The organism is Capillimicrobium parvum (assembly GCF_021172045.1).
Taxonomy (GTDB): Bacteria; Actinomycetota; Thermoleophilia; order Solirubrobacterales; family Solirubrobacteraceae; genus Capillimicrobium; species Capillimicrobium parvum.
The window spans coordinates 4,817,904-4,840,972 of sequence record NZ_CP087164.1 but is presented as its reverse complement, the minus strand read 5'-3'; the positions used below and the strand labels follow the sequence as shown (position 1 = coordinate 4,840,972).

The window sequence follows — 23,069 nt, the reverse complement described above, 5'->3', positions numbered from 1 at the left end:
TTGCGCCCACGGGAGTGAGGTACTCATGCCTCGATTGAGACCTATCGAACGTGCGCAAGCGGCCGCTGAGGCGCAGCCGTACTACGACCGAGATGTCGGTCTTTACGGCGTCGTGCTCAACAACACAAAGATGTATGCGCACAACGTCCCGGTGCTGCTGGCGGTAAAGGAGTTCGTCGCTCGTTTCTCCGAAGCAACCACCCTCCCTACGGACCTCAAGGCGCTGCTGCGCGTGCGAGTCGCCCTGTTGAACGGATGCCCTTTCTGAACGGATCTGCATTCTGCCGTGAGCAGAAGCAACGGAGTATCGGAGGTCAAGCTCCTCGATGTCGGACGGTGGTCGGAGAGCGACCTGTTCGACGATCGCGAGCGCACGGCGCTGGCGTACGCGGAGGCGATGACGATCAGTGGCTCGGGAGTAGACGATGGGCTCTTCGACCGCGTTCATGACACGTTCACTGAGGAGCAGATCGTGGAACTGACGTGCACGGTCGCATTCGAGAACTTCCTGAGTAAGTTCCATCGTGCTCTCCGAATCGAAGCGCAGGGATTCTGCGCGGTCCGCCCGCTCATAGCCGATGAGCGAGTTGTTGATCGTTCCGATGGCGACGTGCCCACCGCGTGATCCTCGTCCTGTCCCACCCACACCAAACCCGGAGGCAACCCACACCATGGCACGGCACATCTCGATCGCAGCGGCGAACTTCGCCGTCCGTCCGGTCAGCAGCTTCGACGAGTTCGGCGCGCACTGCGAGACCCTCCTCAACCAGGCCAAGGGCGCCGACCTGGTGCTCTTCCCGGAGCTCTTAACGGTCGAGCTGTTCAGCACCTACAGCGACTGGAAGTCCGCACCGATCTCCGAGCTGACTCGCATCGACGAGTTCACTCAGGAGTACCTGGACTTCTTCACGGAGCAGGCGCGTACGCGCGACCAATTCATCGTCGGCGGATCGCACCTGCTCAAGGACGGTGACCGCTACGTCAACGTGGGGCACCTCTTCGAGCCGTCGGGAACGGTGCACACGCACGTCAAGACCCACATCTTCCCGGCCGAGGCCGGCTGGTCGACCGAGGAGGGCACGACCGTCGAGGCGATCGAGTTGCCGTTCGCCAAGGTGGCGTTCAACATCTGCTACGAGGCCGAGATCCCAGAGTGCGCGGCCACCGCGGCCGAGCAGGGCGCCGAGATCATCCTCTGTCCCTCGTTCACGTTCACCGAGTTCGGCTTCTGGCGCGTGCGCCACTGCGCGCAGGCCCGGGCGATCGAGAACCAAGTCTACTTCGTGCACTGCTGCACCGGCGGGCGGCCCGGCGCGCCGCTGCCCAACGGCTGGGCGCAGAGCTCGATCCTCACGCCGTGCGACATGCCGTGGACCCCGGACGGCATCGTCGCCCAGGCGACCCCGAACGAAGAGATGGTCGTCCACGGCACGGTCGACATCGACCGGCTCTACGAGAACCGCGACAACGGTGCGGCCCCGACGTTCCGCGACCGGCGGCGTCGCGCGGACCTCTACGCCAGCTGGCCGTCGCACACCACCGCCGTCCCCCGCTGACTTCCGTCCCCAACCGAGAGGAGGGTCCACCATGGGCCACATCCAGATGCCACCCGGAAAGAAGATCGCCGTCAACCTCGGCGCAGACTTTGACGCCCAGAGCCTGTGGCTCGGCGCCTTCAACTGGCCGAGTCCGTCGTTCATGGCGCGCGGCGAGTTCGGCGCAGCCGTCGGCGTGCCGCGGCTGCTTGAGCTGTTTCGCCGCTACGACATCAGGACGACGTTCTTCACGCCGGGGCACACGATCGACACGTTCCCCGACATCTGCAAGGCGATTCAGGCCGATGGCCACGAGTTCGGCCACCACGGCTACTACCACGAGAACCCCACGAAGATCCAGGAGGACACCGAGCGCCGCCTGATCGAGCTCGCGTTCGACACGTTCGACCGCCAGCTCGGGATCAAGCCGGTGGGCTACCGCTCGCCGTACTGGGACTACTCCGAGTCGACGCTGGACCTCGTGGAGGAGTTCGGCTTCATCTACGACTCGAGCCTCATGGCTCGGGATCTGGTCCCGTACCACCCGCAGCGCTGGCAGGTCAACTGGGAGTCGGCCAACATCGCCGGGCCCGCCAGCCGCGTGCTGGAGATCCCGGTCAACTGGTACCTGGACGACTTCCCCGCGCTCGCCTACACGGGCGCGCAGGCCGGCCAGCAGGACACCGACACGATCTTCAAGCGCTGGCGCGACATCTTCGACTACGGCTACGAGCGGGTCGAGAACGCGTGCTACGCGGTGGCGGTGCACCCGCAGGTCATCGGTCAGGCCCACCACATGATGTGGTTCGAGCGCCTCGTCGAGCACATCTCCTCCAAGGACGGCGTCTGGTTCGCCACCTGCGAGGAGATCGCCAAAGCGTGGGTGACCGACGAGGAGGACGAGCGCCTGTTCAATCTGCCCGTGGTGCGCGGCGTGGAGCCGGCTCCGGCGGGCTCCGGCTGGGCCTAATCGGGCCTGTCGGCCGCGGGCGGGGTCCATCCTCACCCGCCCGCGGTAGGACGATCTGCCATTTCCGGAATTACCGGCAAATCCCGCCGGCGTCAGTCGACGAGGTGACGTTCCATCGCGTCAGTCGACGAGGTGACGTTCCATCGCCATCTAGCCGTCGTCAAATAATGCGCTCCTAGCGCGGTAAACGATAGTTGATTCCCCACCTATCGCCGTCGAATTGTGGACAACAGGTCCATATCCGTCAACACGACGACGCCACGGATATAGCCGGTCGTGTTCCTCACCAGTAAGGGTCAAGGAGGCTCAGCACTATGCAGATTTTTGTGACAGGCGCGACCGGGGAGATCGGGCGCCCGGCGGTGGAGGCGCTCGTCCGGGGCGGCCACGATGTGCGCGCCGCGACGCGCGGCGAGGACGGTGACCGGATCGCGCGGGGACTCGGCGCGCAGCCGATCCGGGCCGATCTGTTCGACGGCGAGTCGGTCCGCGCAGCGGTCGGCAACGCGGAGGCCGTCCTGCACCTCGCCACGAAGATCCCCCCGTCGGCGGACATGGGCGAACTCTCCAACTGGGAGGAGAACGATCGGCTCAGGGCCGAGACGACGCGGCACCTGGTCGCGGCGGCGGGGGCGGCCGGGACGCGCGTGCTCGTCCTGCAGTCCTACTTCGCCGTCCAGCGGCCGGCGGGCGACGCGTGGATCGAGGCCGTCGACGACGCGGCGCCGCGCTGGTCGGACATCGGCGTGATGGACAGCATGCGGGCCGCCGAGGAGGCCCTGGGCGGGCTCGCCGGCAGTCCGTGCGCGGGCGTCGTGCTGCGGTTCGGCAGCATCTACTCGGAGCGCTCCGAGCAGCTGCAGGCCCAGATCGCCGGGCTAACGAGCGGTGAGGCCGCGATCCCCGGCGACGGGCGCAACTACTGGCCGTTCGTCGCGAGCGCGGACGCGGGGGACGCGATCGTCGCCGCGCTGTCCCTGGACGGTGGCACGTTCAACGTCGCCGACGACGAGCCGGTCACGCTCGAGCGCTTCTACACGGAGGCGGCCGCGGCGCTCGGCGTGGAGGTGCCCGGACACTGGGAGGACGTCTCGGGCCCCATGGCCGACGTCCTGCTCGGCTCCTGGCGGGTCTCCAACCGGCCCTTGCGCGAGGCCACGGGCTGGCGGCCCAGCGTGCCGAGCGTCCTGGACGGCTGGCCGGCGGCGGCGCTGCGCTACCTCGGCGGGCGGCCGGGACGCCGGCCGGTGCTCATGGCGTAGACGCCGCGGCCGCGCGCGAGGGCGCGACCGTCAGCCGCGACGAGATCGGCGCGGTGCCCAGGGCGAACGCCGCCGCGGCCCAGAACGCTGCGGGGTAGCCGCCGAGCGCCGCGATCGCGCCCTCCACCGGGCCGCCCAGGCCGAAGCCGACGTCGAAGAACGCGGTGAACGAGCCGAGGGCGGCCCCGCGGCGGTCGTCGCCCACCCGCTCGACCACGAACAGCGCGAGCGCCGGGTACATCAGCGCGAAGCCGAAGCCCATGACGACCGCCCCCACGACGGCGACCGGCCAGCCCGAGGCCAGCGCGACGATCACCAGCCCCAGGGCCTCCGCGAGCCCGGCGGCGATCGCCGCGATCCGCGGTCCTGCGACGTCCGGGATGCGGCCGAGCGCGAGCCGCGTGGCCACGACGGAGATGGCGAAGGCGGTGAACGCGAGCACCCCGTGCCCGGTCGCGCGGTCGGCGAGGTGCAGCCCGACGAGCCCGGCCATCGTCGCGTAGCCGGCGTTCGCGAGGGCCAGCGCGATCCCCGGCCCGACCGCCTCGGGCACGAACAGGGGGTCGCCGCCGACCGGTCGCTCGCGGGTGACGTCGTCGCGGGGCTGGCGCAGCGTGATCGCGGTGCCGGCCAGAGGCGCGAGAACCGCGAACGCCCACACCGCGTCGTAGCCCGCGATCGCGTGCAGCGCCTCTCCGATCGCCGGCCCCGCGCTCAGGCCGCCCCAGGCCGACAGGCCGAACAGCCCGATGACGCGCCCGCGCCGGTCGGCGGGCGTGAGGTCGACGACCCAGGCCGCGGCCGCCGTGAACACCGTGCCCTTCGCCGATGCCGACCACCAGCCGCGCGAGCACGAGACCGGGCACGCCGAGCGGCAGGAACAGGAGGGCGCCGCCCAGCCTCATGACCGCCGCGCCGGTGGCCAGCACGTCGGGGCGCCCGCGCCGATCGGTCTCGCGCGCCGCCCACGGGCGCGCGACGATCGCCGTCACGGCGAACGCGCCGATGACGACGCCGACGGCGAAGTCGCCCGCGCCCAGCGGCCCGTGGACGTAGCGGGGCAGGATGGGCAGGACCGAGCCCACGGCGAGGAAGCAGGCCAGGGCCGCGCCGAAGACGGCGATCGTCGAGGCGCCCCCCGCGCGACCTATGGTGTGGACCGGCGCCATCCGGGAACGTCTACCGCCTTGGGCGGCTGCGGCGCGGCGCGGCGCGGCGCGAGCGTAGTACCATGGAGTGTCCGACCTGCCGCCGGTGGGTCGTTTCTTTGTCCCGACGTACGGGAGCCGCCAAATGGCCCGCGGAGACGTGCGCATCGCTGTCACCCTCGCCTGCGAGGAGTGCAAGCGGCGCAACTATCAGACGAACAAGAGCAAGCGAAACAATCCGGACCGCATCACCCTGCGCAAGTTCTGCCGGTGGTGCCGGAAGCACACCAGCCACCGCGAGACGCGCTAGGTCCCACCGTCGATGGCCCGGAGGCGAGAGCGAGCGAAGGACAAGAAGCTCCGGCGCGAGAACGTGCCGGGCGAGCTCGAGCACGCATCGGGCGAGGTCGACGAGGTCGAGGCGTCGATCGTCGCGGGGGCCGAGGGCGAGGAGAGCAGCGTCGACGACGCCGAGCTCGCCGCCGAGGCCGAGGAGGCCGGCGCCGAGGCGGCGCAGCGCGAGTCGGCCCGGGGCGGGCGAGCCTCCCGGCGCGACCGGCAGCGCGACACCGGCCCCAAGCCGCAGGGCAACCGGGTCCTGAACTTCCTGCGCGCGAGCTGGGCCGAGCTCCAGCGCGTGCAGTGGCCGGACCGCAAGCAGGTCGCGCAGGCGACCGCCGTGGTGCTCGGCTTCGTCGCCCTCGCCGGCGCCTACCTCGGCGTCGCCGACTGGGCCGCGCAGCGCGTCGTCGACTTCATCATCTGATCACGAGAGAAACCCCATGTTCCGCTGGTACGTCGTCAACACCTATTCGGGCCACGAGAAGAAGGTCAAGCAGAACCTCGAGCACCGCGTCGTGTCGCTCGGGCAGCAGCGTGCCGTGCGCCAGGTCGTCGTTCCCACCGAGACCGTCTCGGAGATGAAGGACAACCAGAAGGTCATGACCGAGAAGCGCACCATGCCCGGGTACGTGCTCGTGAACATGGACCTCAACGAGGACTCGTGGACCCTCGTGAAGGGCACGCCCGGCGTGACCGGCTTCGTCGGCGCGTCGAACGAGCCCGTGCCGCTGACCCAGGCCGAGGTCGACCGGCTGCTCAAGAAGGAGGTCGCGACCGCCCCGCGGACGCGCGCGCAGTTCTCCATCGGCGAGTCGGTCAAGGTCATCCACGGCCCCCTCTCGGATTTCTCCGGCGAGATCTCCGAGATCAACGAGGACGCCAACCGGCTGAAGGTCCTCGTCTCTATCTTTGGACGCGAGACCCCGGTCGAAGTCGGTTTCGATCAGGTCAAGAAGATCTAGGAAGAAGCGCGAACGCTCATGGCGAAGAAGGTCCTCACCACCATCAAGCTGCAGGCCCCCGGCGGCCAGGCGAGCCCGGCCCCGCCGGTCGGCCCGGCGCTCGGCCAGCACGGCATCAACATCATGGAGTTCGTCAAGGCGTTCAACGCCCAGACGGCGAACGACATGGGCACGACGATCCCGGTCGAGATCACCGTGTTCGAGGACCGCTCGTTCACGTTCGTGACGAAGACGCCGCCCGCGGCGGTGCTCATCCGCCAGGCGATCGGCATCGACAAGGGCTCGGCCGAGCCCCATCGCGAGAAGGTCGGCCGGATCTCGCAGGCGCAGCTGCGCGAGATCGCCGAGAAGAAGCTGCAGGATCTCAACGCGCACGACGTCGACCAGGCGGCGAAGATCATCGCGGGCACGGCCCGCTCGATGGGCGTGGAAGTGGAGGCGTAACGAGATGGAACCCCGCGGGTTCTCACACACAACGGCTCCGACCCTGATGGAGATGGCATCGTGAGCAAGCACGGGAAGACCTACGTCGAGTCCAAGGGCCAGGTCGACCGCGAGCGCGAGTACGCGCCCGCCGAGGCGATCAAGCTCGTCAAGGACCTCAAGCGGGCGAAGTTCGACGAGTCGGTCGAGCTGCACATCCGCACCGGCCTGAACGTCCGCCACGCCGACGAGCAGCTGCGCGGGACGATCGGCCTGCCCAACGGCCTCGGCAAGGAGGTCAAGGTCGCCGTCTTCGCCCAGGGGGCCAAGGCCCAGGAGGCCGAGGAGGCCGGCGCCGACGTCGTGGGCGCCGAGGACCTCGCCAAGCGGATCGAGGACGGCTTCACCGACTTCGACATCGCCATCGCCACGCCGGACCTCATGCCGGTCGTCGGCCGGCTGGGCCGCATCCTCGGGCCGCAGGGCAAGATGCCCAACCCGAAGGTCGGCACGGTCACGATGGACGTCCGCAAGGCCGTCGAGGAGTCGAAGGCCGGCAAGGTCGAGTACCGCACCGACCGCACCGCCATCGTGCACCTCAACATCGGCAAGACGTCCTTCGAGGACCGGGCGCTGCTCGAGAACTACGCCGCGGTGATCGACGAGATCATCCGCGCCAAGCCGTCGGCCGCGAAGGGTCGCTACATCCGCACGATCACCCTCGCCTCCACCATGGGGCCCGGCGTGAAGGTGGACCCCAGCCGCACGCGTGACATCGTCGAGGAGTCTGCGCCGGCATCCGCCTGAGCGACAGCGCTTCTCCAGAGACCCCCGGCGGCTCGTCGTGAGCGCAAGCCCGGGCTAGGAGGCTGATGAACCGAGAACAGAAAGCAGCGGCGATCGCCGAGATCGCCGGTGAGATCCAGGAGGCCCAGGCCGTCTTCGCGGTGGACTACCGCGGGATCTCCGTGCCGCAGGCCGCCGAGCTGCGCGCCAAGCTGCGCGACGCCGACACCCGCTTCCGCGTGGTCAAGAACACGCTCACGGAGCGGGCCGCCGACGAGGCGGGCGCCGAGTCGCTGAAGGCGCTGCTCGAAGGCCCGACCGCGCTGGCCTTCGTGCGCGGCGACGCCGCCGCGGCGGCCAAGGCGATCGCCGACTACGCGCGCGCCACCGACCTGCTGCCCTTCAAGGGCGGCCTGCTCGACGGCGAGGCGCTCGACCCGGACCAGATCCGGGCGATCTCCCGCCTGCCCTCGCGGCAGGTGCTCTACGGACAGCTCGTGGGCATCGTGGCGTCGCCGATCAGCGGCCTCGCCCGGACCCTGCAGGCGCTCATCTCCGGGCTGGCGATCCAGCTCGGCGCGATCCAGGAGCAGGGGCTCGTGGGACAGGACGCCCCGGCGGCCGAAGCGGCTCCGGCGGCGGTCGAGGAGGCTCCCGCGGCCGAGGCGCAGGCCGAAGCCGAGGCGCCGGAGGCCGAGGCCCAGCCGGACGCCGCGGCCCAGCCGGACGCCGGCGGCGCCGACCAGGATGCGGAGCCGCCTGAGCCGGCGGTCTCCGCGCAGGAGCCCGCCGAGGGCCCCGACGACAGCTCAGCAACGACTTCGAACGACGAGGAGTAACCCAACATGGCCACCAGCACCCAGGAATGGATCGACGAGCTCAAGGGCATCTCCGTGCTCGAGCTCGCCGAGCGCATCAAGGCGCTCGAGGAGGAGTTCGGCGTGTCCGCGACCGCGGTCGCCGCGGCCGCTCCGGCCGCGGGCGGCGGCGACGCCGGCGCTCCGGCCGAGGAGGAGTCCTCGACGGTCGACGTCGTCCTCACGGGCGCCGGCGACAAGAAGATCCAGGTCATCAAGGTCGTCCGCGCGGCGACCGGCCTGGGCCTCAAGGAGGCCAAGGCGCTCGTCGACGAGGCCCCCAAGCCGGTCAAGGAGGGCATCGAGCGCGACGAGGCCGAGAAGCTCAAGGGCGAGCTCGAGGAGGCCGGCGCCTCCGTCGAGCTCAAGTAGCTCGCCGCATCGCCTGAACGCAGGATCCGAGGGGCGCCCACCGGGCGCCCCTCGTCGTCCCTGCCGATCGTCGAAGAGCCGGCAGCGACCAGAACCCGACCGCCGTGTCAGCCGGCGGCGACGGCGGCGTCCGCGAGCTCGCCGGCCAGCGCGTCCCCGAGCTCGCGCCGCGAGCGGATCCCGAGCTTGCGGTAGGCCGCGGTGAGATGGAACTCCACGGTGCGCGCGGCGACGACGAGCTCGGCGGCGATCTGCCGGTTCGAGCAGCCCTGTGCGGCGAGCAGCGCGACGCGGCGCTCCGCGTCCGTCAACGCCGCAGCGCCGGTCCGCGCCGCGCGCCGCGGCCGGCGCCCCGCCGCGCGCAGGGCGGCGAGCGCCCGCTGCTCGAGAGCCGTGGCGCCGCAGCCGTGCGCGAGATCGCAGGCGCGGTCGAGCACCGGACACGCCGCATCGCGCTCGCCGCCCGCCACCAGCGCCTCGCCGAGTCCGGCGAGCGCGTGGGCGTGCTCGAGCCGGGCGGGCGAGTGCTCCGTCAGCGCGACAGCCTCGCCGAGCAGCGCTGGCGCGGCGGCGGCGTCGCCGGCGACGGCCAGCGCACGCAGGGCGATCGAGACCGCCCGCGGCGCGCCGAAGCGCCGGGCGAGCGCCACCTCCCCGGCGGCGAGGGCCCGCGCGGCGGCACGGTCGCCGCGGGCCGCGAGCGCCCGCGCCCCCGCCGACCGCCAGGGCAGCAGCGCGGGGTTGCGCTCGCCGATCGCGGCGAGCCGGGCCTCGACGGCCCGGAGGTCGGCGAGCGCCCCGCCGACGTCGCCGGCCGCCAGCCTCGCCTCGCCCCGCGCGTGCAGCGCCATCGTCACGGGATACTCGGAGCCCAGGTCGCCGGCGGGGCGGTCGAGCCCGTGCGCGGCGAGCAGCTCGAGCGCCTCGGTGACCCGGTCGAGCTCGGTGAGCACCGGCACGAGCACCGACAGCGCGGCCGGCACGCCGATGCGCCACGCGACCGCCGCCCCCTCGAGCGCCTCGCACGCCGTCGCCTGCGCCTCGCCGAGGCGCCCGGCGCGGCACAGCGCCTCGGCGCGGAAGACGAGCAGGGGGATCGCCGCCAGCCACGGCGCGCCCCGGCTGCGGAAGGCGGCGACCGCCTCGTCGACCGCCGCGATCGCCTCGTCGTAGCGGTCGGCGGCGATCAGGCAGCGGGCGACGAACGCGGTCGTCAGGTCGCCGGGCACGGGGTGGCCGCCCGTGTCGGTGTCGCGCGCCCGCCGCGCCAGCACCAGGACGCGGTCGACCGGGGCGCCCGCCATCGTCTCCAGCGCGGCCAGCGCCGAGAGCTCGTCGGCGCCGACCGGCTCGCCGCGGTCGACGCGGGCGTGCAGGTCCCGCGCGTGGGGCTCGGCGATCCCGCGCGTGCGCCCGTCCGACACGGCGAGGTGCAACAGCCGCCCGGCCAGGCGCCGGCGCAGCACCGGGTCGCCATCGGAGCTGTCCGCGAGCGTGCGGTCCAGCAGCTGGGCTCCGTCGGCGACCCGCCGGCTGGCGCCGAGCAGGGAGCCGAGCGTCAGCGCCGCGCGCAGCCGCGCGTCGACGTCCGGGTGCGTCTCGACCGCCCGCCGGAGATGCTCGATGGCCGGCTCGACCTCGAAGGCCAGCGCCTCGGCCAGGCCGAGCTCGAGCAGCGTCTGCGCGCGCGCCTCGGCCCCCGGCGGCTCCTCGAGGGCGCGACGCAGATAGACCGTCGCCGCCTCGGGTGCGCCGCTCTCGAGGGCGCCGGCGGCGGCGTCGCGCAGCGCGTGGACGGTCCACGGATCGCCGGCCGGGTCGAGGCTGACGAGGTGCGCGGCGACCTGCTCGACGGGCGCGTCCTCGGCGGCCAGCATCCGGGCCGCCCGGGCATGCGCGGCGCTGCGCCGGCCCGCCGGCATCTCGTCGAGCAGCGCCCGGCGCACGATCGGGTGCGCGAACCGCAGCGGCCGCTCCGCCTCGAGCAGCCCGGTCGCCGCGAGGACGTCGGCGGCGGCCGCGGCGTCGCGTGCGTCGATGCCGGCGACCACGGCGGCCTGGCGCACGGAGGCCTCCGATCCGAGCACCGCGATGCCCTGGGCCAGCGTGCGGGCGGCCGCGGGCAGGCGCGCGACGCGCGCCGCGACCGCACCGCGCACGTCGGCGGGCGCGCGCTGGAGCACCGCGGCGGCCTGGCCGGGCCCCGCCTCCCGCATCGCGCTGACGAGCGCGCGCAGGAACAGGGGGTTGCCGGCGCTCGCGTCGTGGCACGCGCGGCACAGCTCGGCGTCGGCGCAGGGCAGCGAGGCGCGGACCAGGCGCTCGGCGGCGGGCGCGGAGAGCGGCGCGGGGCGCAGCACGGCCACAGCCGTGCGCAGCAGCTCGGCGGGGACCGCCGCCGCGTCGGGTTCGCCGGTGCGGCAGGCCACCACGAGCAGCGCCGGCAGGTCGTCGAGGCGAACCGCGAGATGGTCGAGGAACCGCAGCGACGAGGCGTCGAGCCACTGGACGTCGTCGACGAGCAGCGCGAGCGGACGCCGGCGGGCGAGGTGCACGGCCACCCAGTACAGGCCGTGGACGACCGCGTAGCCGGCCTCGTGCGGCGCCGGCGACGCCTCGCCGAGCCCGGCCGGCGCGTCGAGCAGCGGCGCGGCGAGGGCCGCCGGGCCGCTCAGCAGCTCGGGCGGCCCGTCGTGGACCGGGCGCTCGAGCAGCTGGCGCACGGCGCCGAACGCGAACTCCTGCTCGAGCTCGGCGCCACGGGCGTGCAGGACGTCGAGGCCGGAGGTCGCGGCGAGCGATCGCGTCGCGCGCAGCAGCGCCGTCTTGCCGATCCCGGGCGGTCCCTCCACCACGACCACGCCCCCGCGCCCGCCCGCGGCAGCGCGCGCGGCGGCCTCGATGGCTCCGAGCTCATCGTCGCGGTCGAGCAGGTTCGTCTCGTGCGCCGTCATCGTTGCGGCCTCCCGCGGGGGGACTCTACGTGGCCGTCGCGGGTCCGGCATGATCCGCACGATGGTCACCCTGCGCGCGGGACAGCTCGAGGCCGAGGTCGCGCCCGAGACCGGCATGGTCGTCGGCTCGCTGCGGCGCGACGGACGCGAGCTGCTCGGCGTCCGCGGCGGGCTGGCCGCCTACCGCGAGAAGGGCTCGACGTTCGGCGTGCCGCTGCTGTACCCGTTCGCCAACCGGCTGTCGGAGGTGCGCTCGGCCCGCATCGACGCGTCTCAGGCGCGACGCGACCCGTCCGGGCTGCCGATTCACGGCCTGCCCGCCGCGCGCGCGCCGTGGCAGGTCGTCGAGCAGAGCGCGCGGCGGCTGCGCGCGGAGCTGTCGTGGACCGATCCGGCCTTCCCGCCCCAGCACCGGGTCGAGGTCCTGCACGAGCTCACCGGGTCGGCGCTGCACGTGACGACGACCGTCGAGGGCCACGACGTCCCCGTCGCGTTCGGCTGGCATCCCTACCTCGAGCTGGACCGCGCCCGGACAACGGTGCAGATCCCGGCGATGCGCCGCCACCTGCTCGACGACCGCGGCCTGCCGACCGGTGCGACCGAGGACGCGCCGCCGTTCTACGGGCCGCTCGGCGACCGCACCTACGACGACCTGTTCGAGGCGCCCGCCGCGCCCTTTCGCGCGGGCGACCTGCTGGTCCGCTTCGGCGAGGGCGTCCGCTGGGCCCAGGTCTTCGCGCCGGCGGCCGAGCAGCTGATCGCGTTCGAGCCGATGGCCGCGCCGACGAACGCGCTCGTCAGCGGCGACGACCTGCCCACCTCGCCGTACACGCTGCGCTTCTCGCTCGAGCTCGCATGATCCTCGCCGACCGCTGGTCCTCCCTCGACGAGATCCTCGCCGCGCATCCGGACCTGCGGATCGACCTCGGGTGCGGCTACGTCAAGCCCGCGGGCTACGTCGGGCTCGACGACCTGCGCGGCGTCGGCGGGCTGGCGGGGCAGCTGCCGAGCGTCGAGGGCGGGCCGGACGTCCTGCTCGACCTCAACGCCGACCCGTACCCGTTCCCGGACGGCTCGGCGGCCGAGGTGCGCTCCCGCCACTTCCTCGAGCACTCGCTGCTCGACCACGTCTTCGAGCAGTCGCACCGGATCCTGCGGGCGGGTGGGCTGTTCGTCGCGATCGTGCCCTACGCCAACAGCGCGGACGGCCTGGCCCCCGGCCACGGCGTGTTCCTGACGGAGCGCTTCTTCGAGCGCAACCCGTCCTTCGGGCAGAAGTTCGAGATCACGCGGATCACGTACCGGCAGAGCGAGGAATGGGAGGCCTGGCCGCGGCTCTTGCGGCGCCTGATCCCATATGACTGGGCACGGACGCATCTCTTCAACGTGTGCAAGGAGATGCGTGTCGAGGCCGTCCGGCGTCCTGGCTGATCGCGGCGCCAGGGGTGCCGATGCCGGCTCCGGACTCATGACGGTGGGCTTCCGGAGACTGCCGGCGTGAGGCGGGCCCCCGTGCGTGGTCCCCTCGCTCATCGCGACTTCCGGCTCGTCCTCACGGCGTGGGGGCTGTCGGCGCTCGGAGACTTCCTCGCCGTCGTCGCGCTCACCCTGCGCATCCAGGAGGACACCGGATCGGGGCTGGCGGTCTCGGCGCTGCTCATCGCGGCCGCGCTGCCGGTCGTCCTGCTCAACCCGCTCGGCGGCTGGCTGGTCGACCGCTTCGAGACGCGCACCGTCCTCGCCGCCGTGGCCGCCGCGCAGGCGGTGGTCGCCGTCGCGCTCGGGCTCGTCGAGGGCGCCGCGATCACCATCGCGCTCGTCTTCGTGCTCAACGCCGGCCTGACCGTCGAGCGCCCGGCCCTTTTCGCGCTGATCCCGCGGATCGTCGGCGAGGAGCAGGCGCCGCGCGCCTACGCATGGTTCGAGGCGGTCAAGTACGCGACGATCACGCTCGGCTTCGTCCTCGGCGGCGTGCTCACCGGCGCCTTCGGCTCCGGGACCGCCCTGCTCGTGGACGCCGGAACGTTCGCGGTCACGGCGCTCGTGGCGCTAGCGCTGCGCACCCGGCGCACGCCGGCGCCGCGCGGCGAGCCCGAGGAGCGGGCGATGACCGCCGGGCTGCGCCTCATCGCCAGCGACCTGGTCCTGCGCTCGATGGTCATCGTGCTCGCCGCGTCGATCGTCTTCGGGGGGATCGACAACGTCGCCAACGTCTTCTTCGCGAAGGACACGCTCGACGCGGGCGACGCGGGCTACGGCCTGCTCGCCGCGGCCTGGGGGGTGGGGATGATCGGCGGCGCGACCGCGGCCGGCCGGCGGGTCGCGGCGCGCACCGCGGCGGCCGCGGTGACCGGGGCCGTCGCCCTGATGGGCGCGGCGATCGCGCTCGTCTCGATCTCCCCGGTGCTGCTGGTCGCCGTGATGTTCATGGTCGCCGGCGGCCTGGGCAACGGGCTGTCGAACGTCGCGATGCGCGTCCTGCTGCAATCGCGGGTCGCCGACGCGCTGCGCGGCCGCGTCTACAGCGCGTACCAGGGCGCGCTGACCGTCGCCGACTTCGTCGCCCTCGCGGCGGGCGGCGCGCTCGTCGAGCTCATCGGCCCGCGCAACACGCTGGCGCTGGCGGGTGTGGGCTGTCTCGTCGCGAGCCTGATCGGCCTGCCCGCGGTGCGGCGCGCGCGCGAGCGATGAGCGGCTACTCGGCCTCGGGGTAGGCGATCAGCTCGATCGGCTGCTGGCCCGGCGCCTCGAGGTAGAACGAGCGCGACCCGTCGCGGTGGGAGTGGATCGCCATCGCGTGGCGCTCGGCCAGCGCCTCGAGCTCCGCGTTCGACACCCGCCACGCCATGTGGTCGGGATGCTGCTCGGGCAGGACGAACGCGATCTTGGCGCCGCCCGCCTCGATCATCGCCCAGCTGTCGTCCTGGTAGAGGACCTTGGTGGCCGGGATCATCTCCCGCCACCACTCCACCGCGTGCGCGATGTCGGGCACCTGGTGGGCGACGTGGTCGAACTGCATCGTCATTGGTACAGTACGCGCCGTCGACCAATAGTCGCAGCCGCCCACAGCATCGGCACCGCGCCACATACGCGGTCGCCCCGGGCGGGGTCCGTGAGCGTCGACCGCCCCCTGCGGGGGTCCAGCCATGCGCTGTGCTAACTTGGATGGTCGCGCGTTTCCCAGGCGCGCGGACTAGGCCCCCGCCTCTCGCACCTTCGACCCTCCAGAGGAGTCGCCGTCTTGGCTTCCGTTGACGCCACGCGCACGCGCCGCAGCTTTGCGCGCCTGCACAAGCCCCTCGAGGTCCCCAACCTCATCGACATCCAGCGCCGCTCGTTCGAGTGGCTCACCGATCCGAAGCACGGTGGGCTGCGCGAGACGATCGACGACATCTCGCCCATCGAGGACTACACCGGCAACCTCGCGGTGGACTTCGGCGAGTTCAGCTTCGACGAGCCCGTCGCCTCGATCGAGGAATGTCGCGAGAAGGACCTCACCTACGCCCGCCCGCTCACCGTCACGGTCGCGTTCGTCAACCGCGAGACGGGCGAGATCCGCGAGCAGTCGGTCTTCATGGGCGACTTCCCGTGGATGACGGAGCGGGGCACGTTCATCATCAACGGCACCGAGCGCGTCGTCGTGACGCAGCTGGTCCGTTCGCCGGGCGCCTACCTGATGGAGCCCAAGGACCGCGAGAAGCAGGTCTTCATCGCGAACCTCATGCCGGCTCGCGGCTCGTGGCTCGAGCTCGAGATCGACAAGAAGGGCAAGGTCTTCGTCCGCATCGACCGCAAGCGCAAGCTGCCGGTCACCGTCCTGCTGCGCGCGATGGGCTACGCGAGCGACGAGGAGATCCTGCGGCTCTTCGACAACTCGCTGTACATCCGCAACACGATCGACTCCGACACCGAGGTCACGAAGACCGAGGAGGGGTCGCTCATCGAGCTGTTCAAGAAGCAGCGCCCGGGCGAGCCGCCCAGCGTCGACAACGCGCGTGCGCTGCTCAACCAGCTCTTCTTCGACCCCAAGCGCTACGACCTGACTCGCGTCGGCCGCTACAAGCTCAACTCCCGTCTCGGCCTCGACATCGACCTCGAGACGCGGACCCTGACCCACGACGACATCCTCGCCCTGGTCAAGGAGCTCGTCTCGCTGCCCAAGCTGCTCGGCATGCCCGAGGAGCCCGAGGTCGAGATCAAGGACTACGCGGCCGAGGCCGTGTCGATGCCGCGCGAGCCGGTCGCCGAGCACCTCGACGAGTACGAGCACTTCGGCAACCGCCGCCTGCGGACCGTCGGCGAGCTCATCCAGGAGGCCTTCCGCATCGGCCTGTACCGGATGGAGCGCGTCGTGCGCGAGCGCCTCACCACCGAGGACGCCGACACGATCACGCCGCAGACGATCATCAACATCCGCCCGGTCGTGGCCGCGCAGAAGGAGTTCTTCGGCTCCTCGCAGCTGTCGCAGTTCATGGACCAGACGAACTCGCTCGCGGGCCTGACGCACCGGCGGCGCCTCAGCGCCCTCGGCGCCGGCGGCCTCACGCGCGAGCGCGCGCCGATCGAGGTGCGCGACGTGCACCCGACCCACTACGGCCGCATGTGCCCGATCGAGACGCCGGAGGGGCCGAACATCGGCCTGATCGGCTCGCTGTCGAGCTACGCCGAGGTCTCCGAGCACGGCTTCGTCACCACGCCCTACCGGGTCGTCCGCGACGGCATCGTCACCGACGAGATCGTCCACCTGGACGCCACCCAGGAGGAGGAGCGGCTGATCGCTCAGGCGAACACGCCGGTCGACGACAAGGGCAAGATCACCGAGGCCGAGTGCCTCTGCCGGACCCAGGCGGGCCAGTACGTGACGGTGCCGCCCACCGAGGTCGACCTCATGGACGTCTCGCCCGAGCAGATCTGGTCGGTCGCGACGGCGATGATCCCGTTCCTCGAGCACGACGACGCCAACCGCGCCCTCATGGGCTCGAACATGCAGCGCCAGGCGGTCCCGCTGCTGAAGACCGACGCGCCCGTCGTCGGCACCGGCATGGAGCGCCGCGCGGCCCTCGACACCGGCGACGTGGTCATCGCGTCCAGCGACGGTCAGATCGCCTACGTCGACGCGACCCACATCACCGTGGAGACGAAGGACGGCCGCGACGAGTACGAGCTGCAGAAGTTCATGCGCTCCAACCAGGGCACGCTGATCCATCAGAAGCCGCTGGTGAAGCCGGGCGAGTCCGTCGAGGCGGGCGACGTCCTGGCCGACGGCTCCTCGACCGACCACGGCGAGATGGCGCTCGGCAAGAACCTGATGGTCGCGTTCATGTCCTGGGAGGGCTACAACTTCGAGGACGCGATCATCCTCAGCAAGCGGCTGGTCAAGGACGACGAGCTCACCTCGATCCACATCGAGGAGTACGAGATCGACGCCCGCACGACCAAGCTGGGCGATGAGGAGATCACCCGCGACATCCCGAACCGCAGCGAGGAGTCGCTGCGCAACCTCGACGACCGCGGCATCGTCCGCGTCGGCGCCGAGGTCGGCTCGGGCGACCTGCTGGTGGGCAAGGTCACGCCGAAGGGCGAGACCGAGCTGACCGCCGAGGAGAAGCTGATCCGCGCGATCTTCAAGGAGAAGGCGCGCGAGGTCCGCGACACGTCGCTGAAGGTGCCGCACGGCGAGGGCGGCGTCGTCATCGACGTCATGACGTTCTCGCGCGAGAACGGCGACGACCTGCCGCCGGGCGTCAACGACCTCGTCCGCGTGTTCGTCGCCAAGAAGCGCAAGATCTCCGAGGGCGACAAGCTCGCCGGGCGCCACGGCAACAAGGGCGTCATCTCGAAGATCGTCGACGAGCAGGACATGCCGTTCCTCGAGGACGGCACGCCGGTCGACGTCATCCTCAACCCGCTGGGCGTGCCGAGCCGCATGAACGTCGGCCAGATCCTGGAGACCCACCTCGGGTGGGCCGCCGCGCAGGGCTGGTACGACGACGGCACCCAGGCGTACAAGGAGGCCCAGGCCGACGGCGGCAAGGTCTACGTCTCGACGCCGGTGTTCGACGGCGCGTCGATCCAGGACGTCGACGCCGCGCTCGTCGAGTGGCAGAAGGCCCACGAGGGCCGGATCCGGATGGACATCGACGAGCGCCGCCGTCCGGGCGAGCGCGCGTCGGGCAAGCTCCAGCTGTACAACGGCCGCACCGGCGAGCCGTTCGAGCAAACGGTCACCGTCGGCTACATGTACATCCTGAAGCTGCACCACCTGGTCGACGACAAGATCCACGCCCGCTCGACCGGCCCGTACTCGCTCGTCACCCAGCAGCCGCTGGGCGGCAAGGCGCAGTTCGGCGGCCAGCGCTTCGGCGAGATGGAGGTGTGGGCGCTCGAGGCGTACGGCGCCGCGTACACCCTCCAGGAGATGCTGACCATCAAGTCCGACGACACCGTCGGGCGCGTGAAGGCCTACGAGGCGATCGTCAAGGGCGAGAACATCGCCGAGCCGTCGATCCCCGAGTCCTTCAAGGTCCTCCTCAAGGAGATGCAGTCGCTGGCGCTCGACGTCAACGTCGTCTCCGACGAGGGCGCGCGCGCCGAGATGGGCGACGAGGACGACGACCTGCTGCGCGCCGCCGAGGAGCTCGGCATCGACCTGTCCGGCGTGCGCGCCGGCGACGGGGCGGGCGCCGACGAGCAGGTCGAGGGCTCAGACGACACGGACGCCGTCGCAGAATCTGACGAGGACACCGAGGCCGACGCCGATGCCGACATCGACGCCGACGTGAACATCGCGGACCTTCCGCAGGAGTAGGTACAAGTGATCGATATCAACAACTTCGACGCGATCGAGATCAGCCTCGCGTCCTCGAAGCAGATCCGGAGCTGGAGCTCCGGCGAGGTCACGAAGCCCGAGACGATCAACTACCGCACGCTCAAGCCCGAGAAGGACGGCCTGTTCTGCGAGCGCATCTTCGGTCCGACGAAGGACTGGGAGTGCTACTGCGGCAAGTACAAGCGCGTCCGCTACAAGGGCATCGTCTGCGAGCGCTGCGGCGTCGAGGTCACGCGGTCCAAGGTGCGCCGTGAGCGCATGGGCCACATCGACCTCGCCGCGCCCGTGAGCCACATCTGGTTCTTCAAGGGCGTGCCGTCGCGTATCGGCTACCTGCTCGACATGGCCCCCAAGGAGCTCGAGAAGGTCCTCTACTTCGCCGCGTCCATCGTGACGTGGGTCGACGACGAGGCCCGCCAGGCCGACCTGCCCGAGCTCGAGCAGCGCGTCAACGAGGTCCTCGAGTCCTACACCGCCGAGCGCGAGGAGCGGGTGCTCGAGCTGCGGGAGTCGCTGGCCCGCCGCGAGGACTTCCTGCAGACCGGCAACCAGTCGGGCTTCTCCGACGAGGACCACCTGTGGGCGGACTCGCTCGACGTCAACGTCAAGAAGCTCGACGACGACGAGCGCGAGAAGCTCCTCAAGGAGATCCGCAAGACGTTCGAGGCCGACATCTCCGACACGGAGGCCTACATCGAGGACGCGGCCGAGCGCATGCGTCAGGTGTGGGACCTCTTCAAGGAGATGGAGCCCAAGCGCATCGAGCACGACGAGACGACGTTCCGCGAGCTCAAGGAGCGGTTCGGCTCGCCGTACGGCTTCGGCGAGTACTTCCGCGGCGGCATGGGCGCCGAGGCGATCCGCGATCTGCTCGAGCAGGTCGACCTGGACGCCGAGGCGATCGAGCTCGACGAGCAGATCCGCACGGCCAAGGGCCAGAAGCAGGCCCGCGCGGTCAAGCGGCTGAAGGTCGTCTCCGCGTTCATCCAGTCCGGCAACCGCCCGGAGCAGATGGTCCTCGAGGCCGTCCCGGTCATCCCGCCGGAGCTGCGTCCGATGGTCCAGCTGGACGGCGGCCGCTTCGCGACCTCTGACCTCAACGACCTCTACCGGCGCGTCATCAACCGCAACAACCGCCTCAAGCGGCTGCTCGACCTCGGCGCGCCCGAGATCATCGTCAACAACGAGAAGCGCATGCTGCAGGAGGCCGTCGACGCCCTGTTCGACAACGGCCGCCGCGGGCGCCCCGTCACCGGCCCGGGCAACCGGCCGCTGAAGTCCCTGAGCGACATGCTCAAGGGCAAGCAGGGCCGCTTCCGCCAGAACCTGCTCGGCAAGCGCGTCGACTACTCGGGCCGCTCGGTCATCGTGGCCGGCCCGTACCTCAAGCTCCACCAGTGCGGCCTGCCGAAGCTGATGGCGCTCGAGCTGTTCAAGCCGTTCATCATGGCCCGCCTCGTCGAGCGCAAGTCCGCGCAGAACATCAAGGCGGCCAAGAAGATGGTCGACTCGATGATCCCGGAGGTCTGGGACGTCCTCGAAGAGGTCATCTCCGAGCACCCCGTGCTCCTCAACCGCGCGCCGACGCTGCATCGCCTGGGCATCCAGGCGTTCGAGCCGGTGCTGGTCGAGGGCAAGGCGATCCAGGTCCACCCGCTGGTCTGCCACGCGTTCAACGCGGACTTCGACGGCGACCAGATGGCGGTCCACCTCCCGCTGAGCGCCGAGGCGCAGGCGGAGGCGCGGATCCTGATGCTGTCGGCGAACAACATCCTGTCGCCGGCACACGGGGCGCCGCTGGCCACGCCGACCCAGGACATGGTCCTGGGCGCCTACTACCTGACCTACGGTCCGGATGGCGAGGCGCTGGCCGAGATCGACCCGGCGAGCTACGAGCCGCGTCCGCACGTGTTCCGCACGGCCCAGGAGGCCGAGCTGTCCTACGACTTCGGCGCGGTCAAGCTGCACGACCTGGCCGAGTACCGGCCGGTCGGCCTGGAGGGTCACGTCCTGACCACCGTCGGGCGGATCATCTACAACGACCGCATCGAGCGCGCGCTGCACGAGGCGCTGGGCGACGCGTTCGACCCGTCGACCTACGTCTTCGTCAACAAGCCGATGAAGAAGCGCGACACGGGCGCGACGATCGACGAGCTCGTCCAGACCTACGGCGCCGCCACGGTGTCCCAGGTGCTCGACGCGTTCAAGGACCTCGGGTTCAAGTACGCGACCCAGGCCGGCATCACGGTGAGCAAGAACGACGTGGTCGTGCCGCCGAACAAGCCGGAGATCCTGGCCAAGTACGACGGCCTCGTCGCGACGATCGAGGACCAGTACGACATGGGCCTGATCACCGAGGAGGAGCGCAAGGAGGCCATCGTCTCGCAGTGGGACCAGGCCACCGACGAGGTCGCCGAGGCGATGGTCGCCAACCTCCACGAGCTCAACCCCATCTACATGATGGCCAACTCGGGCGCCCGCGGGTCGTTCAAGCAGATCCGTCAGCTGGCGGGCATGCGCGGCCTCATGGCCAACCCGAAGGGCGAGATCATCCCGCGGCCGATCAAGGCCAACTTCATCGAGGGCCTGTCCGTGCTCGAGTACTTCATCTCGACGCACGGTGCCCGGAAGGGCCTGGCGGACACCGCCCTGCGCACCGCCGACTCGGGGTACCTGACCCGGCGCCTGGTCGACGTGTCGCAGGACGTCATCATCCGCGAGGTCGACTGCGGGACCGAGGAGTACATCGAGCTCCCGGCGTTCAGCGAGAGCGGTGACCCCAACGACAACCTCATCGGGCGCCGCGCGCCGGTGGACATCACCACCAAGGGCGGGAAGGTGCTCGCCGAGGCCGGCGAGGAGATCGGGCGCGAGACGTTCGTCGAGATCATCGACGCGTTCCGCTCCGACTACGACGAGAAGGGCGAGAACCCGCGCGTCGCAGTCCGCTCGGTGCTCAAGTGCGAGGCGACCAGCGGGGTCTGCCAGGCGTGCTACGGCCGCTCGATGGCGACGGGCCAGACGGCGCAGATCGGCGACGCGGTGGGCATCATCGCCGCCCAGTCGATCGGCGAGCCCGGCACGCAGCTGACCATGCGGACGTTCCACACCGGCGGCGTCGCCGGCGCGGACATCACGCACGGCCTGCCGCGCGTCGTGGAGCTGTTCGAGGCGCGCAAGCCGAAGGGCCTGGCCCTGATCTCCGAGGTCGACGGCAAGGTGTCGATCGAGGAGACCGACAAGGCCATCGCGGTCGTGGTGACGGACGACACGGGCGAGGAGCACCGCTACTCGTTCCCGCGCCGGACGCGCATCTACGTCGAGGACGGCCAGACGATCGAGAAGGGCGCGCAGCTCAACGAGGGCTCGCTGTATCCGCACGACGTGCTCCGCATCCAGGGGCGCACCGCGACGGAGCAGTACCTCGTCAAGGAGGTGCAGGTCGTCTACAAGTCCCAGGGCGTCGACATCAACGACAAGCACATCGAGCTGATCGTGCGTCAGATGCTCAAGAAGGTCCGCGTCGACCAGAAGGGCGACACGGACTACCTGCCGGGCGCGTTCATCGATCGCTACGACTTCGCTCGCGCGAACGACGAGGTCAAGGCGAAGGGCGGCGAGACCGCGCAGTACGAGGAGATCATCCTCGGCATCACGAAGGCGTCGCTGAACACGGACTCGTTCCTGTCGGCGGCCTCCTTCCAGGAGACCACGAAGGTCCTGACGGACGCGGCGCTCGAGGGCAAGATCGACCGCCTCAACGGCCTGAAGGAGAACGTCATCATCGGCAAGCTCATCCCGGCCGCGACGGGGCTCAAGCGCTACCGGCGGATCGAGATCGAGCCGGCCGAGCCGCTGCCTCGCGCGGACGAGGTCGGGCTGCTGGACTCCGACGACATCGCGGCCGAGCTCGGCCTCGACGGCGACGGGCTCGGCGGCTTCGGCTTCGACGACCAGGAGCTGGCCTCGCTGGGCGAGATCGGCAACGGCGGAAGCTCGGATCCGGGCTTCGCCGAGGAGCTGGCCGACCTCGACGTCCCCGAGGGCGAGGACCGCTGACCTCAAGCTTGATCGAGCGCCTGCGCCCACGTGCGCAGGCGCTCGGCGAGCTCCGGCGTGAGCCCCGTGGCGGGCTGCGTCTCCACGATGAGGGTCGGTGCCGAGCGGCTCCGCGCCCAGTCGTGCACGACGTCGTTCACGTCGTCGTCGATCCAGGCGACCGGCCGGTCCTCCGCGTGGGCGGCGACGGCGGCGAGCTTCCAGTGGCCCGCCGCCCGCGTGTCCGCGAACGTCAGATGCGGGTACGGACCGAGTCCGAGGACGTGCGGTAGGTGGTCGTTCGCGCGGTCCTCCCAGCCCGAGCACCAGACGAGCTCGAACTCCTCGCGCAGCGCGAGAAGGTGCTCGGCCGCGTCGTGCGAAAGGAGGTGGATGATGCCGTCGACCTGGTGCCAGCTGCAACGAGCGGGAACCGCGCCCGGGGCGAAGCCGAACAGGCTGACGACGCCGTCGATGTCGACGAACAGCACCGGTTTGTTGCGTCTCTGCAGCAACTTCGGGGAAAATCGGCCTATTGGGGCGTTCTTTGCCTCGACCTCGCTATCGTGCCATTTCTCGCCGGGCATCAAG

General features: G+C 71.0%; 21 protein-coding genes. 17 read left to right on the top strand and 4 right to left on the bottom strand.

The window, feature by feature from the left end:
• Positions 1 to 25 precede the first annotated feature (25 nt).
• The 5 genes from DSM104329_RS23695 (at position 26) to DSM104329_RS23675 (ending at position 3,767) form a co-directional block, all read left to right on the top strand.
• Entirely contained in the window at positions 26 to 268 is a 243-nt protein-coding gene (locus DSM104329_RS23695; protein WP_259312326.1) for a carboxymuconolactone decarboxylase family protein, read from the top strand.
• 18 nt (positions 269 to 286) lie between these two features.
• Positions 287 to 625, top strand: coding sequence for a carboxymuconolactone decarboxylase family protein (locus DSM104329_RS23690; RefSeq protein WP_259312325.1), 339 nt, complete (start codon positions 287 to 289; stop codon positions 623 to 625).
• 46 nt (positions 626 to 671) lie between these two features.
• On the top strand, positions 672 to 1,556 hold the full coding sequence (locus DSM104329_RS23685; RefSeq protein WP_259312324.1) for a carbon-nitrogen hydrolase family protein: 885 nt from the start codon (positions 672 to 674) through the stop codon (positions 1,554 to 1,556).
• A gap of 31 nt (positions 1,557 to 1,587) precedes the next feature.
• A complete protein-coding gene (locus tag DSM104329_RS23680; protein ID WP_259312323.1) occupies positions 1,588 to 2,505 on the top strand; it encodes a polysaccharide deacetylase family protein in 918 nt (305 codons plus the stop codon).
• A gap of 314 nt (positions 2,506 to 2,819) precedes the next feature.
• The gene (locus tag DSM104329_RS23675; RefSeq protein WP_259312322.1) at positions 2,820 to 3,767 is read left to right on the top strand and encodes an NAD-dependent epimerase/dehydratase family protein; all 948 of its coding nucleotides are present in this window, start codon (positions 2,820 to 2,822) and stop codon (positions 3,765 to 3,767) included.
• Here DSM104329_RS23675 and DSM104329_RS23670 read toward each other — a convergent pair.
• Positions 3,757 to 4,581, bottom strand: coding sequence for an MFS transporter (locus tag DSM104329_RS23670; protein WP_259312321.1), 825 nt, complete (start codon positions 4,579 to 4,581; stop codon positions 3,757 to 3,759). The two genes, DSM104329_RS23675 and DSM104329_RS23670, sit on opposite strands and share 11 nt — an antisense overlap.
• 479 nt (positions 4,582 to 5,060) lie before the next feature.
• Here DSM104329_RS23670 and rpmG point away from each other — a divergent pair, with 479 nt between their 5' ends.
• The 7 genes from rpmG to rplL all read left to right on the top strand — a co-directional run bounded on the left by rpmG (position 5,061) and on the right by rplL (position 8,657).
• Complete coding sequence (gene rpmG / locus DSM104329_RS23665) at positions 5,061 to 5,225, top strand: 50S ribosomal protein L33 (RefSeq protein ID WP_259312320.1); 165 nt, start codon at positions 5,061 to 5,063, stop codon at positions 5,223 to 5,225.
• A 12-nt stretch (positions 5,226 to 5,237) separates the two neighbouring features.
• A complete protein-coding gene (secE, locus tag DSM104329_RS23660) occupies positions 5,238 to 5,681 on the top strand; it encodes a preprotein translocase subunit SecE (RefSeq protein WP_259312319.1) in 444 nt (147 codons plus the stop codon).
• 16 nt (positions 5,682 to 5,697) lie between these two features.
• Positions 5,698 to 6,219: a transcription termination/antitermination protein NusG gene (gene nusG, locus DSM104329_RS23655; protein WP_259312318.1), complete on the top strand. Its 522-nt coding sequence runs from the start codon at positions 5,698 to 5,700 to the stop codon at positions 6,217 to 6,219.
• 18 nt (positions 6,220 to 6,237) lie between these two features.
• Positions 6,238 to 6,663 carry a 50S ribosomal protein L11 gene (gene rplK / locus DSM104329_RS23650; protein ID WP_259312317.1) on the top strand — a complete coding sequence of 142 codons (426 nt, stop codon included), beginning with the start codon at positions 6,238 to 6,240 and terminating at the stop codon, positions 6,661 to 6,663.
• Between the two features lie 60 nt (positions 6,664 to 6,723).
• Positions 6,724 to 7,449, top strand: coding sequence for a 50S ribosomal protein L1 (gene rplA, locus DSM104329_RS23645; RefSeq protein WP_259312316.1), 726 nt, complete (start codon positions 6,724 to 6,726; stop codon positions 7,447 to 7,449).
• A 65-nt stretch (positions 7,450 to 7,514) separates the two neighbouring features.
• A complete protein-coding gene (rplJ, locus tag DSM104329_RS23640) occupies positions 7,515 to 8,267 on the top strand; it encodes a 50S ribosomal protein L10 (protein WP_259312315.1) in 753 nt (250 codons plus the stop codon).
• A gap of 6 nt (positions 8,268 to 8,273) precedes the next feature.
• On the top strand, positions 8,274 to 8,657 hold the full coding sequence (rplL, locus tag DSM104329_RS23635) for a 50S ribosomal protein L7/L12 (RefSeq protein WP_259312314.1): 384 nt from the start codon (positions 8,274 to 8,276) through the stop codon (positions 8,655 to 8,657).
• A gap of 107 nt (positions 8,658 to 8,764) precedes the next feature.
• On the opposite strand, the gene DSM104329_RS23630 is transcribed toward rplL, so the two are convergent.
• On the bottom strand, positions 8,765 to 11,611 hold the full coding sequence (locus tag DSM104329_RS23630; protein ID WP_259312313.1) for a LuxR family transcriptional regulator: 2,847 nt from the start codon (positions 11,609 to 11,611) through the stop codon (positions 8,765 to 8,767).
• A 61-nt stretch (positions 11,612 to 11,672) separates the two neighbouring features.
• Here DSM104329_RS23630 and DSM104329_RS23625 point away from each other — a divergent pair, with 61 nt between their 5' ends.
• From DSM104329_RS23625 to DSM104329_RS23615, 3 genes are all read left to right on the top strand, one after another.
• Positions 11,673 to 12,470, top strand: a complete 798-nt coding sequence (locus DSM104329_RS23625) for an aldose 1-epimerase (RefSeq protein WP_259312312.1) — start codon at positions 11,673 to 11,675, stop codon at positions 12,468 to 12,470.
• Positions 12,467 to 13,042 carry a class I SAM-dependent methyltransferase gene (locus DSM104329_RS23620; RefSeq protein ID WP_259312311.1) on the top strand — a complete coding sequence of 192 codons (576 nt, stop codon included), beginning with the start codon at positions 12,467 to 12,469 and terminating at the stop codon, positions 13,040 to 13,042. Before DSM104329_RS23625 ends, DSM104329_RS23620 begins: the two co-directional genes overlap by 4 nt.
• A gap of 81 nt (positions 13,043 to 13,123) precedes the next feature.
• Positions 13,124 to 14,302 (top strand): MFS transporter, encoded by a 1,179-nt coding sequence (locus DSM104329_RS23615; protein WP_259312310.1) that lies wholly within the window; start codon positions 13,124 to 13,126, stop codon positions 14,300 to 14,302.
• Between the two features lie 4 nt (positions 14,303 to 14,306).
• Here the strand turns inward: DSM104329_RS23615 and DSM104329_RS23610 are convergent, their stop codons facing one another.
• On the bottom strand, positions 14,307 to 14,636 hold the full coding sequence (locus DSM104329_RS23610; RefSeq protein WP_259312309.1) for a VOC family protein: 330 nt from the start codon (positions 14,634 to 14,636) through the stop codon (positions 14,307 to 14,309).
• A gap of 216 nt (positions 14,637 to 14,852) precedes the next feature.
• Here DSM104329_RS23610 and rpoB point away from each other — a divergent pair, with 216 nt between their 5' ends.
• The gene (rpoB, locus tag DSM104329_RS23605; protein ID WP_259312308.1) at positions 14,853 to 18,419 is read left to right on the top strand and encodes a DNA-directed RNA polymerase subunit beta; all 3,567 of its coding nucleotides are present in this window, start codon (positions 14,853 to 14,855) and stop codon (positions 18,417 to 18,419) included.
• Between the two features lie 6 nt (positions 18,420 to 18,425).
• Complete coding sequence (locus DSM104329_RS23600; protein ID WP_259312307.1) at positions 18,426 to 22,499, top strand: DNA-directed RNA polymerase subunit beta'; 4,074 nt, start codon at positions 18,426 to 18,428, stop codon at positions 22,497 to 22,499.
• Positions 22,500 to 22,501: 2 nt separating this feature from the next.
• On the opposite strand, the gene DSM104329_RS23595 is transcribed toward DSM104329_RS23600, so the two are convergent.
• Positions 22,502 to 22,969, bottom strand: coding sequence for an HAD domain-containing protein (locus DSM104329_RS23595; protein ID WP_259312306.1), 468 nt, complete (start codon positions 22,967 to 22,969; stop codon positions 22,502 to 22,504).
• Positions 22,970 to 23,069: the final 100 nt, after the last annotated feature.

What these genes read in the sequence shown, in the direction of transcription:
- DSM104329_RS23695 (WP_259312326.1), top strand. Translation starts at nt 26, where the DNA reads ATGCCTCGATTGAGACCTATCGAACGTGCGCAAGCGGCCGCTGAGGCG.
- DSM104329_RS23685 (WP_259312324.1), top strand. Translation starts at nt 672, where the DNA reads ATGGCACGGCACATCTCGATCGCAGCGGCGAACTTCGCCGTCCGTCCG.
- DSM104329_RS23680 (WP_259312323.1), top strand. Translation starts at nt 1,588, where the DNA reads ATGGGCCACATCCAGATGCCACCCGGAAAGAAGATCGCCGTCAACCTC.
- DSM104329_RS23675 (WP_259312322.1), top strand. Translation starts at nt 2,820, where the DNA reads ATGCAGATTTTTGTGACAGGCGCGACCGGGGAGATCGGGCGCCCGGCG.
- rpmG (WP_259312320.1), top strand. Translation starts at nt 5,061, where the DNA reads ATGGCCCGCGGAGACGTGCGCATCGCTGTCACCCTCGCCTGCGAGGAG.
- secE (WP_259312319.1), top strand. Translation starts at nt 5,238, where the DNA reads ATGGCCCGGAGGCGAGAGCGAGCGAAGGACAAGAAGCTCCGGCGCGAG.
- nusG (WP_259312318.1), top strand. Translation starts at nt 5,698, where the DNA reads ATGTTCCGCTGGTACGTCGTCAACACCTATTCGGGCCACGAGAAGAAG.
- rplK (WP_259312317.1), top strand. Translation starts at nt 6,238, where the DNA reads ATGGCGAAGAAGGTCCTCACCACCATCAAGCTGCAGGCCCCCGGCGGC.
- rplJ (WP_259312315.1), top strand. Translation starts at nt 7,515, where the DNA reads ATGAACCGAGAACAGAAAGCAGCGGCGATCGCCGAGATCGCCGGTGAG.
- rplL (WP_259312314.1), top strand. Translation starts at nt 8,274, where the DNA reads ATGGCCACCAGCACCCAGGAATGGATCGACGAGCTCAAGGGCATCTCC.
- DSM104329_RS23630 (WP_259312313.1), bottom strand. Translation starts at nt 11,611, where the DNA reads ATGACGGCGCACGAGACGAACCTGCTCGACCGCGACGATGAGCTCGGA.
- DSM104329_RS23625 (WP_259312312.1), top strand. Translation starts at nt 11,673, where the DNA reads ATGGTCACCCTGCGCGCGGGACAGCTCGAGGCCGAGGTCGCGCCCGAG.
- DSM104329_RS23620 (WP_259312311.1), top strand. Translation starts at nt 12,467, where the DNA reads ATGATCCTCGCCGACCGCTGGTCCTCCCTCGACGAGATCCTCGCCGCG.
- DSM104329_RS23610 (WP_259312309.1), bottom strand. Translation starts at nt 14,636, where the DNA reads ATGACGATGCAGTTCGACCACGTCGCCCACCAGGTGCCCGACATCGCG.